Below are 13,931 nucleotides of genomic sequence, written 5' to 3'. Positions count from 1 at the left end.
GCTTCTGGCGGGTGGGGCGATTCGGACGGCCGCGTCGAAACTGCGGCCCCGTTGGTCTGTCGTTGACCCCGAGACGACGCCGACTACCCCGAGAGCGGGATGGTCTGGCCGGTCAGTGCGGCGATCGAATCCAGTGGGATTCCGACCCAGCCGGGACGGTGCCGCGTTTCGTACATCACCTCGTAGACGGCCTTGTCGTATTCAAAGGCGCGGAGGACGACCTGGTGTTTCTCCGGGTCCGTGCCGCCCCCCGATGCGTAGCCCCCGCAGAACGCCTCACGGTTGCGCTGGGCCCAGGCCCTTGCCGCCTCGGTGAGATCGGTGGTGTCACCGGTATGCCCGATGAGCTGGTGACGTGCTGCGTAGTCGAAGGAGCGCAACATTCCGGCCACGTCGCGTAGCGGACTCGACAGTTTCTGGCGCTCGTGCACCGGGACGGCAGGTTCTCCCTCGAAATCCAGGAGCACCCACCCGGTGTCGGTACGCACCACCTGCCCCAGGTGGAAGTCGCCGTGTACCCGCTGGACAGGCAGCTCTGCGTCCAGGGCGGCGAACGCCTCGAAAGCCGCCCGCAGCGCCACCGCATACGGGGCCAGGTCCGGGACCTCGGCCACGGCCGTATGCAGACGCGCGACCATACCGTCAGCCATCTCAGCGCGTGTCCGAGGGGTGAGCACGTCCGTTGGCAGTGCCCGGGCCAGGTCTCGGTGCACCGCAGCGGTCGCGGCCCCCAGGCGCTGCGCCTCGCCCGCGAAGTCGCCGCCGGCATCGGAGGGCGTGGTCTCAGGAGACGCGTAGAGATCGCGCACGCTGGTCGCTGCCAGGACCCAGCCATCGGTTGCGCTGCGCAGATACTCCTGCAGCATCGCCAGCGTCGTTGAGACCGCCGTGCCGTCGGCCGATGTGCGCAGATCCGTCTCGATCCACCCGTGCGGGCGGGCCGCGTACACCGAGTCCGCCAGGGCCGAGGTGAGTTCCAGGTCCGGGTTGGGGCCGGGCCACAACCGGCGAAATACCTTGAGGATGTACTCCTCGCCGTAGACGAGCGTCGTGTTGGACTGTTCGCCGGTGAGAACCAGACTGCGCAGCCCGGTGCGTACCCGGCTCCCCGGCATCGACCGGAAGCGCACCGGACCGTCGCCGGCCCCGGCCGAGATCTGATCGAGCAGGTGTGCAGTCAGTTCCGGATCGTGAACGGCGTCGTAGACCACCGCGGCGGAGGTGAGGCCCGCGCCGTCCGGCGCAGGCTCGCACACCCCGATTACGGCGTGTGCGAGCTCGTCGCCGAGCGATCCCTCCGGCCTCAGCCCGAGGAGCACCTGGTAGCGGTCGGTTGTCCCGCGTTGGTCAACGGCTACCACCAGAACCCGAAGTCCCGGTTCTCCGGCTATCAGGACGTGCTCGGTCTCGACGCGCAACGCGTCGATGGGCACTCCCTTGCCGGCGAACCAGCGTTGTAGCGGGAACCAGTCGGTCAGCAGCTCCTCAAGCCGAGTCATGATGAAGAGATCCGTTTCTCCTTAGGGCTGCGGGTCGGGCCGCCGGCCCGCGCCGGGCGTGGTCCTCGCTGTGGTGGAGCTGGTGGCTCGGGCGACCGGGGCCGCTGTCACCACCGCAGGTTGGGGCGTCTCCTGTTCCTTGGCGCTCTGCCCCTCGTCGGCGACGGGTGGCAGCTGGAACCAGTAGAAGCCGTGTCCGGGCAGGGTCAGCAAATAGGGGAGTTCCCCGATCGGGGGGAACTGCACCCCGCCCATGCACTCGATCGGTGTGGTTCCCTCGAAGCGGCGCAGATCCAGTTCCACCGGCTGGGGAAAGCGCGACAAGTTGTTGACGCACAGCATCCGGTCGTCGCCGTACTCGCGCACGAACGCCAGGACACTGGGATTGCTGGCGTGCAGCTCGGTGAAGGCCCCGGTCCCGAACACCGCGTGCTGCTTGCGGATCTGGATCATCTTGCGGGTCCAGTTCAGCAGCGAACTGGGATTCCCGCGCTGGGCCTCGACGTTGATCCCCTGGTAGCCGTAGATCGGGTCCATGATCAACGGCAGGTACAGTCGGGCCGGATCGGCTCGGGAGAATCCGGCGTTGCGATCGGACGTCCACTGCATGGGGGTCCGCACGCCGTCGCGGTCCCCCAGCCAGATGTTGTCCCCCATACCGATCTCGTCGCCGTAGTAGAGGACGGGCGATCCCGGAAGCGACAGCAGCAGCGCGGTGAACAGCTCCATCTGGTTCTGGTCGTTGTCCAGGAGCGGTGCCAACCGCCGTCGGATACCGACGTTCGCCCGCATACGCGGGTCCTTTGCGTACTCGGAGTACATGTAGTCGCGCTCTTCGTCGTTGACCATTTCAAGCGTCAGCTCGTCGTGGTTGCGCAGGAAGATCGCCCATTGGCAGTTCTCCGGAATCGCCGGAGTCTGCGCCAGGATCTCCGAGATCGGGTAGCGCTGCTCGCGGCGCACCGCCATGAACATCCGCGGCATCAGCGGGAAATGGAAGTTCATGTGGCACTCGTCGCCGCCGGACTCGTAGTCGCCGAAGTAGTTGACGACGTCGGAGGGCCACTGGTTGGCCTCGCTGAGCAGCACCCGGTCGGGATAGAGCCGGTCAACCTCGGAGCGCACACGCTTGAGGAACTCGTGCGTCTCCTTGAGGTTCTCGCAGTTGGTCCCCTCGCGCTCGTACAGATAGGGCACCGCGTCCAGGCGGAACCCGTCGATGCCCAGGTCCAGCCAGAACCGCAGCACCTCCAGGATCGCTTCCTGTACCGCCGGGTTCTCGAAGTTGAGGTCGGGCTGGTGCGAGAAGAAACGGTGCCAGTAGTACTGGCCGCGCACCTCGTCGTAGGACCAGTTGGACTGTTCGGTGTCCACGAAGATGATCCGCGCGTCGGAGTAGCGCTCCGTGGTGTCGGACCAGACATAGAAGTCGCCGTAGGGGCCGTCGGGGTCCTCGCGTGAGGCCTTGAACCACGGGTGCTGGTCGCTGGTGTGGTTCATGACCAGGTCGGCGATGACCCGGATGCCGCGTTCGTGGGCCCTCTCCACCAGTTCCACGAAGTCCGCGATCTGGCCGAACTCGGGGAGGATCTTCATGTAGTCGGAGATGTCATAGCCGCCGTCGCGCAACGGTGACTCGTACAGCGGAAGCAACCAGATGCAGTCGATTCCCAGCCATTCGAGATAGTCGAGCTTCTCGATCAGGCCGCGCAGGTCGCCGGTTCCATCGCCGTTGGAGTCGTAGAACCCTCGGGCGAGGACTTCGTAGAAGACCGCGTGCTTGTACCAGTAGGGATCGCGGGGCTTCTCGTGTGTGAACGTGTTCGGCACGGACACGAGGGGTGTGAGACTGGTGCCGGGCACCTGCTCGGGTGTGGTCACGATGTACTTCTCCACCAGTTGGCTGTCCAGTGTGTTCCCCGAAGCGCTTCGGTATGAGCTGGTCAGCTCGGAGCGATTACGGCGGAACTGACTGTGAATACGTGAGCGGTCTGAACGTGTGGGTCGAGGCGGACATAATTGGCGTCTACCCAGGAATACGTGCGACCCGACAATTGATCCGTGACCGTGATCCGGTCACCGGGAGAGAAGCCGAGAGCGGGCATGTCCAGCCACACTGTCGCTTCGCGGACGTTGTGCGGGTCGAGGTTGGCGACGACCAGGACGACGTCCGGTGATTTCTGGTCGGCGACCGCCAGCCGTTTCGAGTAGCAGATGATCTCGGGCTGATCGGCACGGTGGAACCGCAGGTTACGCAGTTCTTGCAGTGCAGGATGGCTCCGCCGCAGGTAGTTTAACCTGCTGATCAGGGGCGTGATCGTCATTTCGGCTGCTTCGGCGGCGTCCCAGTCACGAGGTCGGTACTGGTACTTCTCGGAGTCGAGGTACTCCTCGCTTCCAGGGCGAACCGCCTCGTTCTCGCACAGCTCGTAGCCGGAGTAGATTCCCCAGGTCGGTGAGAGGGTCGCGGCCAGGATCGCCCTGAGCTCGAATGCAGGCCGCCCTCCGTGCTGGAGGAAGGCATGCAGGATGTCGGGCGTGTTGGGGAAGAAGTTGGGACGCATGTAGGCGGCGGCGTCGCCGCTGAGCTCGTTGAGGTAGTCCTCGAGTTCCTCCTTGGTGTTGCGCCAGGTGTAGTACGTGTAGGACTGGTGGAACCCAGCTTTCGCCAGGGTGTGCATCATGGCCGGGCGGGTGAACGCCTCGGCGAGGAACAGCACGTCCGGATCGGTCGAGGCGATGTCGGCCAGCAGCCGCTCCCAGAAGGCCACCGGCTTGGTGTGCGGGTTGTCCACTCGGAAGACGCGCACGCCGTGCGCCATCCAGTAGCGCACGATCCGGCGCACCTCGACGAAGATCCCTTCGGGGTCCCGGTCGAAGTTGATCGGGTAGATGTCCTGGTACTTCTTCGGGGGGTTCTCGGCGTAGGCGATCGATCCGTCGGCGCGTACGGTGAACCACTCGGGGTGCTCCTTGACCCATGGGTGGTCGGGGGATGCCTGGAGCGCGAGGTCCAGTGCGATCTCCAGGCCGTGCTCGCCCGCCTTGGCCACGAACGCGTCGAAATCCTCGATGGTGCCGAGGTCGGGGTGAACGGCGTCGTGTCCGCCCTCGTGCGAGCCGATCGCCCACACCGAGCCGGGGTCGTCCAACTGGGCGGTGACCGAGTTGTTGTGGCCCTTTCGGTAGGAGTACCCGACGGGGTGGATCGGGGGCAGGTAGACGATGTCGAAGCCCATCGCCGCGATAGCGGGCAGGCGCTGGGCCGCCGAGGCGAAAGTGCCCGACCGCTGTTCGCCGTCCGTCCCGCCGGACACCGCGCCTTCGGAGCGGGGGAAGAACTCGTACCAGGAGCCGAACAGCGCCCGTTTGCGGCTGACGGTCACCGGGAATCGCCTGGACCTGGTGACCAGTTCGCGGAGCGGACGTGCGGCCAGTTCCTCGCGCACCGTTGCGGAGGAGGCCAGCGCCAGCCGTTCGGCCGTCGAATGAGAGTCGTCGCGCATGCGCGCGGCGATCTCGGCGATCGCGGGCCGGCGGGGTACGCGTCGGGCTACGCGGTCCAGTAGACGGGCGCCCTCTTCAAGGACGAGTTCGACGTCCTGACCGATCGGCACCTTGATTTCGGCGTTGTGGAGCCAGGTCGCGTAAGGGTCGCTCCACGCCTCGATGGAGAAGGACCAGCGGCCCTCGGAAGTGACGGTGACCTCTGCTCCGAAGCGGTCGGTACCGGGGGTGAGTTCATGGAGCGGTACAAGTGGCTGCCTGCGTCCCGCGGGGTCGTAGAGGACCACCCCCGAGCTGAGCGCGTCGTGCCCCTCGCGAAACACGGTCGCGCTCACCGGGAAGGTCTCACCGACGACGGCTTTTGCCGTTCCGGGTTCGACCACGGGTGAGACGTCGAGAATGGGAAATCGTCCGATCACAAGTGCACCGTAGAGGTAGAGGTTGCTGCGGGGGCGGTCTGGTGGGACTGGATAGGGCCGAATCGGATTCGGGCAGCAGTAAGTGCCCGAAAAGCCCGGCGTGTTGGGGTTTTCGCGCTAGAACGGTCGGTCGTTCCAATGTCTATCGTCAGGCCCGATTCGCCGCTCTCCGACAGTCTGAGGGTTCCTATTTTTGTGAGAGTAGTCACAGATGACAAAAGGTGTATGGGAAGCCCTCCGGTCCGTGACCAGGGAAGACGTACATGGACAAAACGGACTTGCTTCACAGTGGCCACAAGGGGCACGTTGGCTTAAGCTCCGCGTTGCCCTTTGAGGGCCGCATGAAACCTAATTGCATTAAAGCCTTGATAAACCATTGCTTCTTGTGAGTGTGTTTCGGCGGCAAAAGTGGCGCTCTTATTTCCGGCAGATCTCGTACACTGGAAAGTTGGGCCGAAAAACCCTATTTCATGACATGTAGGGCGAGATGGCGTGGAGTACTCGCATAGAGCGAGCACATTGACTAGCCTCACGCTCCGTGAAGGCCATTCGTAGGTTCACCGTCCGTACCGTCCTACCTGACGAGCTGGCTCCCCTGGGCCGGCTCGCGGCCAACCTGCGCTGGGCGTGGCATGCCCCGACCCGCGCCGTGTTCGCCGCCGTCGACCCCGACATGTGGCAGGCAGTCGACCGCGATCCCGTCCGGCTCCTCGGCGAAGTCGGCTCCGAACGACTCGCCGAGCTCGCAGCCGACGCAGACTTCAAGACCCGCCTCAACGAGGCCGCAGCCGACCTGGACCGCTACCTCGGAGCAGAGCTCTGGTACCAGCGGCTGCCCAGCGATCCCGGTGCCGAACCCCCCTCGGCGATCGCCTACTTCTCCGCCGAGTTCGGCATCGACGCGGCGCTGCCCCAGTACTCCGGCGGCTTGGGCATCCTGGCCGGCGACCATCTCAAGAGCGCCAGCGACCTCGGTGTCCCCATCATCGGCGTCGGGCTGCTCTATCGGCACGGCTACTTCTCCCAGTCCCTGTCGCCGGAAGGGTGGCAGTTGGAGCAGTACCCCGAAATCGATCCCCGCGGTCTGCCGATGACCCAATTGACCGACGACGGCGTCCCGATCCGGATCGTCATCGACCTGCCGGACGCGCGTTCCCTCGTGGCACACGTCTGGGTCGTGCGCGTCGGCCGGGTGCCGCTGCTGCTCCTGGACGCCTGTCAGGAAACCAACGACCCCGAACTGCGGGGCGTCACCGACCGTCTCTACGGCGGCGGCAACGAGCAACGGCTGCGCCAGGAACTGCTCCTGGGCGTCGGTGGGGTCAGGGCCGTCCGTGCCTACTGCGCCAGCACGGGCCACCCCGAGCCCGAGGTCTTCCACATGAACGAGGGCCACGCCGGATTCCTCGGTCTGGAACGGGTGCGCGAGTACATCGCGACCAGCGGACTCACCTTCGAACAGGCACTGGAGGCCACCCGCTCCGGCACGGTGTTCACCACGCATACGCCCGTGCCGGCCGGGATCGACCGGTTCCCCCGCGATCTGGTGGAGCGCCACTTCAGCGGCGACGTCGCGCTGGAGGGCCTGCCCGTCGAGCGGGTCATGGCGCTGGGCGCGGAGAGCTACGAGGGCGGTGACCCCCACCTGTTCAACATGGCCGTCATGGGCATGCGCCTGGCCCAGAGGGTCAACGGCGTGAGCAAACTGCACGGCGCGGTCAGCCGCGGGATGTTCCAGGGCCTGTGGCCCGGCTTCGACCGCTCAGAGGTGCCGATCACCTCGATCACCAACGGCGTGCACGCCCCCACCTGGGTGGCCGACGAGGCATTCGAGATGGCCAGGCGGCTGGTCCCCGACTCGGCCGACTTCGACACCGCCGAAGGGTGGGAGAAGGTTGTCGAGGTGGGGGAGCGCGAGCTCTGCGATATGCGTCGTGCGCTCCGCGAACGGCTCGTACACGACGTTCGGCGTCGGTTGCGGGCCTCCTGGCACCAGCGCGGCGCCAGCGACGCCGAGCTCGGCTGGATCGACGACGTCCTCGACCCCGACGTGCTCACGATCGGTTTCGCCCGTCGAGTGCCCTCCTACAAGCGCCTCACCCTGATGCTGCGGGACAAGAACCGGCTCAAGGCCCTGCTCCTGGACCCTCAGCGCCCCATCCAGATCGTCATCGCGGGCAAGGCCCACCCGGCGGACGAAGGCGGCAAGCGGCTCATCCAGGAGATCGTCCGCTTCGCCGACGACCCCGCGGTCCGCCACCGCATCGTCTTCCTCCCTGACTACGACATGGCCTTGGGGGCTGCCCTGACCCAGGGGAGCGACGTGTGGTTGAACAACCCGCTGCGCCCGTTGGAGGCGTGCGGCACCTCGGGGATGAAGGTCGCGCTCAACGGTGGCCTCAACCTCTCCATCCGCGACGGATGGTGGGACGAGTGGTTCGACGGTTCCAACGGCTGGGCCATTCCCACGGCGGACGGGGTGGAGGAGCCGGACCGGCGCGACGACATCGAGGCGGCCGCGCTCTACCAGCTCTTCCAGGAGCAGGTCGCACCGCTGTTCTACGACCACGATGACGACGGCCTGCCGAAGCGCTGGCTGGAGATGGTCAAGCACACTCTGGTCTCGTTGGGGCCCAAGGTCCTGGCCACCAGGATGGTGCGCGATTACGTCGAACGGCTCTACCAGCCCGCGGCCCGCTCCTCGCGGCAGCTCGCAGCCGACGACCTGCGCGGCGTGCACGCCCTCGCGGCCTGGAAGCAGCGGGTCGCGCGGGCCTGGCCGGGCGTGCGCATCGAGCACGTCGAGGTCACCGGAATGGACGAGCCTCCCCAGGTCGGGGGAGAGCTGATGGTGAGGGCCACCCTCGTCCTGGGTGAGGCCGACCCCGGCGACCTGTGCGTCGAGGTGGCACTGGGGCGGGTCAACTCCTTCGACGAGCTGGTGGACCCGTCCTTCGCCGAACTGTCGGTGGTTCCCGGCCAGGAGGGGGAGGGGCCGCTGGTCCGCTACGCCGGCTCGGTGCCGCTGGAGCGCTCGGGGGTCTCCGGGTACACGGTCAGGGTGCTGCCCAAGCATCCGTTGCTGGCCACCCCCGCCGAGATGGGCCTGGTGGTCGTCCCCGAGCCTGCTCAGGGGATCGGCGCGCTCGTGCTGCGCTGAGCGCGGCGAGGCGGGCCGGCGAGACGTCTCGCCGGCCCGCTGCGCGGTCGGGCGCAGGCGGCCACCCCGTCGGCGGGCCCCCTCCTTGACCGGAGGCGATGCCATACGGCCATAATGGGGGGAATACCGACAGGGGAGCGCTTCGGCGCTGAGAGTGCGGCCAGCGAGCCGCAGACCCTTACACACCTGATCTGGGTAATGCCAGCGAAGGAAGTCGTGGGAACCGTCGCCGATGGCGTGTTCCGCGTGCCGTCCCGTCATTGGGGCGGTGCGCGTCATGTCCGCGGCGGCCACTCTTGGCCGTAAGCCCTCTCGTCATTGACGAAGGGACGTCCTGCAATGAGCACCGAACCCGTGGAGAAGTCCACCGCACCCAGCACGACCTGGCGCACCGTCGATATCGTGGTCGCCTCAGTCATCGGAGTCGCACTCGGCTTCGTCTTCTGGATCTGGAACCTTCTCTACTCGGTGGCCGCCACACTCACCGCTCCGATCTTTCCCCCCGCATGGGCGGTGATCTACGGAATGTGGCTGGTCACGGGGGTCCTGTCCGGACTGATCATCCGTAAACGCGGCGCCGCAGTCCTCACCTCCATCGCAGCGGCGTCGGTCTCGGCGATCCTGGGGGTCCAATGGGGCTGGGAGGTCGTGGTCTCGGGCGCGTTGCAGGGACTGGGAGCCGAACTGGTCTTCCTGGCCTTCGGATACCGGCGCTGGGGAATGGGCGTGGCCGTCCTGGCAGCCGTGGCCTCGGCGCTCTACCCGGCCGTGCGCGACAACATCGTCAGCAACGTGACCTGGCCGTTGTCCTACCAGCTCTCCTATGCCGCGATCGTGATCGCCAGCTCCGCGGTCATCGCCGGGGTCGGCTCCCGGCTGCTCACCACCTCCCTCGCCAAGGCCGGTGCCCTGGCCCCTTTCCCCTCGGCCAAGGGCTGATCCGGTGACTCGACCCGACGCCGGCCCTGCTGGGAAGAACGGACCCGGCACGCACGTCCGCATGCGCGACTGGGGGTGGAAACACGCAGGCCGCGAGGACTACTCGCTGCGCGGTGTCACCCTGGAGATCCAGCCGGGGGAGCGCGTCCTGCTGCTGGGCGCCTCCGGCGCCGGAAAGTCCACGCTCCTGCACTCCCTGGCCGGTCTCACCGGGCCGGACAGTGCCATCAACGGGGAGGCGGAAGGCGTCCTGCTGCTGGACGGCCACAGCGCCCAGCAGCGTCGCCGCGGAGTCGGACTGGTCAGCCAGGACCCCGAGACCCAGCTCGTCATGGCCCAGGCAGGCGACGACGTGGCCTTCGGGCTGGAGAACCTCGCCGTTGACCCCGCCGAGATCTGGGATCGGGTTGACGCAGGTCTCGCCGAGGTCGGCTTCCCCTACGGGCGCCACCGCTCCACCGCTTCCCTCTCCGGAGGGGAGAAGCAGCGGCTGGTCATCGCAGGGGCTCTGGCGATGCGGCCGCGGCTGCTTCTGCTGGACGAGCCCACCGCCAACCTCGACCCCGCGGGAGCCGAACTCGTCAGATCCCTGATAGCGGAGTTGCTCAGCGCGACCCAGGCCACCATGGTCATCGTCGAGCACCGTGTCGCCCAGGTCATGGACCTGGTTGACCGGGTCGTCGTCGTGGAGGCAGGAGGGGGTGTCCTGGCGGACGGGGTCCCGAGTGAGATATTCGCCCGACACGGCGCTGCTCTTGCCCGGAAAGGCGTCTGGGTACCCGGTTACGAGCCGAGCCCCGCCCTCCCGCCCGCTCCGGGAGGCCCCGTCCTCTTGGAGGCCGTGGGCGTGCACGCTCGCACCCCCCGTGAACTGGGGATCAGAGGAGCCGCTCCGAGGACCGTCCTGGAGGGAGTGGACGCAGACCTGCTCGCCGGTACCACCACCGCCCTCACCGGGCCCAACGGAGCCGGTAAGTCCACCCTGCTCATGATGCTCGCCGGGCTGGCCGCCCCGTACGACGGCACGATCGCGCCGCGCGGAGTGCTCGCCGAGGTTGACGCCCGTCCGCTCGCCCGATGGCCCGCCCGGCGTCTCGCCCGCCATGTCGGGACGGTGTTCCAGCATGCGGAGGACCAGTTCGTCACGGCCACGGTCCGTGACGAACTGCGCTTCGCCCCGCTCAAGGCAGGCACCCCCGAACACGAGGCCGACGCCTGGGTGGATGAGCTCCTGGACCGTCTGCGCCTGACAGAGCTGGCCGACGTGCATCCCTTCACCCTCTCGGGAGGAGAGAAGCGTCGGCTCTCGGTGGCCACCGCCCTGAGCTCAGGCCCCGCCCACGCTCCCGATCTGCTCGTCCTGGACGAGCCCACGTTCGGTCAGGACACCATCACCTGGACCGAGTTGGTGGAACTCCTGGCCGAGCTGCGTGCTCAGGGACGTGCCGTCCTGGCCGCCACCCACGACGACCTGTTTATGGACCGCTGCGTTGACGCGCGGCTCCGGGTGGCAGAGGGAACGGTTCGCCCTGTCCAGCAGGGGGACGGTCGATGACCATCCGATCGCCTGAGGAATCCGGCCCGCGCAGCGAGCTGCTGATCATCGCCCGTCCCGACGGGGGAGGTGCCCGCTACTGGCTGCTCGGCCTCAACCCCGCAGCCAAGGTGATCGCCGCGCTGGTGCTCTCCTTCGGTCTCATCCCCGCGATCGATCCCGTCACCGGCGGCATCGTCCTGGCCGCCGCGCTGCTCCTGGTTCCGTTCAGCGGGCTCGACCGCCGGACGACCTTGATCCTGGGCGTTCCGTTCGTCCTGATGGGGTGCTCGAACTTCCTGGTCAACTACCTCTACGGGGAGTATGGGGCGTGGGGCGCGCTCGGGTCGATGCTGCGCCTCCTGGCCATTGCGCTGCCCGGCCTCCTGGCCGCCATCAGCAGCGATCCGACCAAGTTGACCGACGCTCTGATCCAAAAGCTCAAAGTGCCCGAACGCCCGGCCCTGAGCGTGCTGGCCGCCCTGCGGCTGCTTCCCCTCCTCGCAGGGCAGTGGAACACCATCTCGCTGGCCCGCCGGGCCCGGGGGATCGATGCCGGCCGCAACCCGTTCGCTGCGACGAGGGTCTTCGTCGGCAAAACGTTCGCGCTGCTGGTGCGGGCCATCCGGACCGGGACACTGCTGTCCACCGCGATGGAGGCGCGCGCCTTCGGCACCGGTCCGCGCAGTCACGCGCGGGCCAGCCACTGGCGCGCGGCCGACACGCTCGTCATCGTCGGGGCTTTCCTGCTCCTCGCCGCCGCCTACACCGTCTCGGCCCGGCTCGGCACGCTCACCTTCCTGTTCGGCGGTGTCGCCTAGGGCGTGCCGGGATCCCCGACCGCGACCGCCGGTACACGACGAAAACCTACTTAAGCCACTTAGTCGATCTTCGTCTCTTATGGGGCGGATATCGCTGTTCTCCGACGGCTGGTCGCCCTCCGTCCCTACGCTCCTTCTACTGGGGCGCGACGCATGGGATCCGAGTGACTACGCACGGTCGTCGCGCTCGCAACCGGAGCCGCTGCCGAGCAGGAGAACCATCGTGTCCACAGGTAGGAACATCCCCCCGGGGCAGATGCGTGCTTATCGTGACCTGGCCCGCATCGCCTACCTGGTCCTGCCGGGGCGCAGCCCGGATCAGGGACGCCTCTACCAGGCGCATCGAATCGTCACCGCGGTGCTCGCAGGACGCGGCGACCTCGATCCCGGCGACTACGACGTGTTCCGGGTTCGGGTACTGCGCCGTGCACTGCGTCCCAAACGATGGTGGCAGCGCGGCACCGCCTGGTTGCGGATGTTTCCCGCGACCGGGTTCAGCGACGACATCGCCCTGTTCGCAGCCCTCGACGAACTCACGCCTCAGGGGCGCGCCGCTTATGTGCTGAGCCGGATCGAGCAGATCCCGCCCGACGAGGTGCGCGACGTTTTGCAACGCTCCGGAGCCGTCGCCCCCGACGCCGCCATCACCGAGGCCGCCGGCGTCGGCGGCCGGTTGGCGGCCTCGGAAACAGAGCAGGACCGCCTCCTGGAGCGTCCGCCCTTCGACCCGACCATCGTCCGCGTATACGGCCGCCGGTCCTCCGCACGGCCTGCTGCGGCTGCGGCAACGGTCGGGGTCGCCCTGATCCTGGTCGCCATCGTGGCGATCCCCCAGGTTCGGGGAGGGACCGTCCTGCGGCACGAGACCGGAGCCGCTCCGGCCGCGGCCCACTCCACCCAGGTGCGCGTCCTGGCCGCCCAGACATGGCGGGAGCGTTTCGAACTCGACCTCAGCGCCTGGGACGCCCGCGGTGACCTTCTCGACGACGACCGGCTTGTGCAGCGCGCGCTCGCGGCCTGGTACGGGATCGAGGAACCGGGCTCGGCCGGGCGCGGCAGGGAGGGGGCGGAGGCCCTGGCCCCGAGTGCTGCTCCGCTCCTGCTCTTCGCGGGGGAGGTTGACGGCCATCGCGTCGTCCTGCTGCACGACGCTCCTCGGCTGGCCCGTTACGTGGAGGGCGCAGACCGGGCCGCGGTGGAGGTCTTCCCCGAGCCGGGCAACGGGGTCGCCAACTGGCCGGCAGTGCGGCTCCTCGCCACCGACGAAGGTGTGCGTTTCCTCCTGCCGCCCTGGGTCGTCCAGGCCGAAACCGCGCCACTCGCCGAAGACGGTCCCCAGTGGAGCTCGTTGCGGATCGATGACGGCGTCACCGATCACGTTCCCACTGTGCGGGAGCCGGGTTGCGCCCGCGGCCAGATTCTTCGGCTCCGGGCCCCTGACGTCGCTCACGGCCAGCCCTACACGGTCATGGACGGTGGCTGGAGCAGTACCTCCCACATCGGCTACATGCCGCCCCCGCCGGCCGAGATCCGCCGTCTGGGCCCACATGAACTCACCGGAGACCCGACGGGATTCAAGCTGTGGGGTGAACTCGACTGCTTACTCCCGCCATTGGATCGGCCGGCACGAACCTCGACCGTGTGGGAGTTCGCCGTCACCGACCTCCCAGGCGGAGGGAGCGGTCGTTGGACATGCACCCGTTTCGGTTTCGCGGACGGCACCGGGAGTGCCGTCGTGACCCTCCTCGCCTCTCAAGGACGCACACGTCAGGTCGAGGTCGCGACGCACGAGAACGGTTGGGACTGCAGCAATCTCAGCCGACAGGTCGCCGCCGGCGCCTGGTGGCAGGACGACGACGGAGCGTGGCACTACCTTGCGGGAGCCTCCAGGGACGCCGTCTCCATCCGTGTCGAGGGGGCGGTCACCGGTACCGGCGAGGGGCCGCAACTCGCGGTCACGGGGCCGCCGGCCGGAGAGAAGCCGGCGGGGGCGGTCACCGTCACCGCGGTGAACGCCGAAGGACAGAAGATGACCGTCTTCGAGTGATCCCA

The 13,931-nt window shown here is 67.7% G+C and carries 8 protein-coding genes and 1 riboswitch; of the genes, 5 read left to right on the top strand and 3 right to left on the bottom strand.

Going from position 1 to position 13,931, the window contains the following annotated elements:
• Positions 1–83: 83 nt before the first annotated feature.
• The 3 genes from AC0VYP_RS19495 to AC0VYP_RS19485 form a co-directional block, all read right to left on the bottom strand.
• Positions 84–1,499 (bottom strand): maltokinase N-terminal cap-like domain-containing protein, encoded by a 1,416-nt coding sequence (locus tag AC0VYP_RS19495; RefSeq protein WP_475471138.1) that lies wholly within the window; start codon positions 1,497–1,499, stop codon positions 84–86.
• Between the two features lie 21 nt (positions 1,500–1,520).
• Entirely contained in the window at positions 1,521–3,335 is a 1,815-nt protein-coding gene (treS, locus tag AC0VYP_RS19490; RefSeq protein ID WP_475474297.1) for a maltose alpha-D-glucosyltransferase, read from the bottom strand.
• Between the two features lie 107 nt (positions 3,336–3,442).
• Complete coding sequence (locus AC0VYP_RS19485) at positions 3,443–5,425, bottom strand: alpha-1,4-glucan--maltose-1-phosphate maltosyltransferase (RefSeq protein WP_285757509.1); 1,983 nt, start codon at positions 5,423–5,425, stop codon at positions 3,443–3,445.
• A gap of 538 nt (positions 5,426–5,963) precedes the next feature.
• Here AC0VYP_RS19485 and glgP point away from each other — a divergent pair.
• The 5 genes from glgP to AC0VYP_RS19460 all read left to right on the top strand — a co-directional run bounded on the left by glgP (position 5,964) and on the right by AC0VYP_RS19460 (position 13,926).
• Positions 5,964–8,585: an alpha-glucan family phosphorylase gene (gene glgP / locus AC0VYP_RS19480; RefSeq protein WP_475471137.1), complete on the top strand. Its 2,622-nt coding sequence runs from the start codon at positions 5,964–5,966 to the stop codon at positions 8,583–8,585.
• Between the two features lie 121 nt (positions 8,586–8,706).
• A riboswitch (TPP riboswitch) is annotated at positions 8,707–8,815 on the top strand.
• Between the two features lie 109 nt (positions 8,816–8,924).
• Positions 8,925–9,524 carry an ECF transporter S component gene (locus AC0VYP_RS19475; RefSeq protein ID WP_285757507.1) on the top strand — a complete coding sequence of 200 codons (600 nt, stop codon included), beginning with the start codon at positions 8,925–8,927 and terminating at the stop codon, positions 9,522–9,524.
• A 61-nt stretch (positions 9,525–9,585) separates the two neighbouring features.
• Entirely contained in the window at positions 9,586–11,079 is a 1,494-nt protein-coding gene (locus tag AC0VYP_RS19470) for an ABC transporter ATP-binding protein (protein ID WP_285757909.1), read from the top strand.
• Positions 11,076–11,879 carry an energy-coupling factor transporter transmembrane component T family protein gene (locus tag AC0VYP_RS19465; RefSeq protein ID WP_285757506.1) on the top strand — a complete coding sequence of 268 codons (804 nt, stop codon included), beginning with the start codon at positions 11,076–11,078 and terminating at the stop codon, positions 11,877–11,879. The genes AC0VYP_RS19470 and AC0VYP_RS19465 overlap by 4 nt, the downstream gene beginning before the upstream one ends.
• Before the next feature lie 223 nt (positions 11,880–12,102).
• Positions 12,103–13,926, top strand: a complete 1,824-nt coding sequence (locus AC0VYP_RS19460) for a hypothetical protein (protein ID WP_475471134.1) — start codon at positions 12,103–12,105, stop codon at positions 13,924–13,926.
• Positions 13,927–13,931 lie beyond the last annotated feature (5 nt).

The organism is Nocardiopsis sp. iso_186 (genome assembly GCF_056173365.1).
The sequence above is the reverse complement of the archived record's forward strand: the minus strand, read 5'-3'. Positions and strand labels throughout refer to the sequence as shown.